Source organism: Blastococcus sp. TF02-09 (assembly GCF_003319105.1).
Lineage (GTDB): Bacteria > Actinomycetota > Actinomycetes > Mycobacteriales > Geodermatophilaceae > Blastococcus.
Genome location: NZ_QOHH01000036.1, coordinates 1 through 552 on the forward strand (window position 1 = coordinate 1; position 552 = coordinate 552).

Sequence of the window (552 nt, forward strand, 5' to 3'; positions counted from 1 at the left end):
GGACACCTGCTGTGCGGGCCTACAAGAACTCTCGACAAAACAAGAGTCAAAAGATGCTCGCGTCCACTGTGCAGTTCTCAACGTACGACCAGACACCGGTCACCCGACCCCACCAGACCCCCACCCCACAGGGGCGAGACGATATGAGATGCAGACCGGCCCTGACACAAGATCGCCTCCCACCCCCCAGGGATCCCTCCCCGGACAGTGGTCCGCTCTCTCAGGACCCAACAGCGTGCCTACGACCGGACCACCCGCACCCACCCCGTTCCACACCCGACAAGCGGGCCGTACTAGGAGCAGCCACAGCTGCCGGCCGAACTGGTCAGCGTTCCACCCTCGAGCACCACCCCACACGCTCCGCCGGCACCCGCAGATGGGCACCGATCACGGTGTGGGCGCGGCTCTGCACCAGCAAGCAACAGCTTGCCGGTGAGAATGCTCCTTAGAAAGGAGGTGATCCAGCCGCACCTTCCGGTACGGCTACCTTGTTACGACTTCGTCCCAATCGCCGATCCCGCCTTCGACGGCTCCCTCCACAAGGGTTGGGCC

1 rRNA gene is annotated in these 552 nt (G+C 64.1%); it reads right to left on the reverse strand.

From position 1 onward, the window contains the following. Nucleotides 1-449: 449 nt before the first annotated feature. Nucleotides 450-552 (reverse strand): 16S ribosomal RNA (locus tag DQ239_RS20050); the annotation flags it as partial.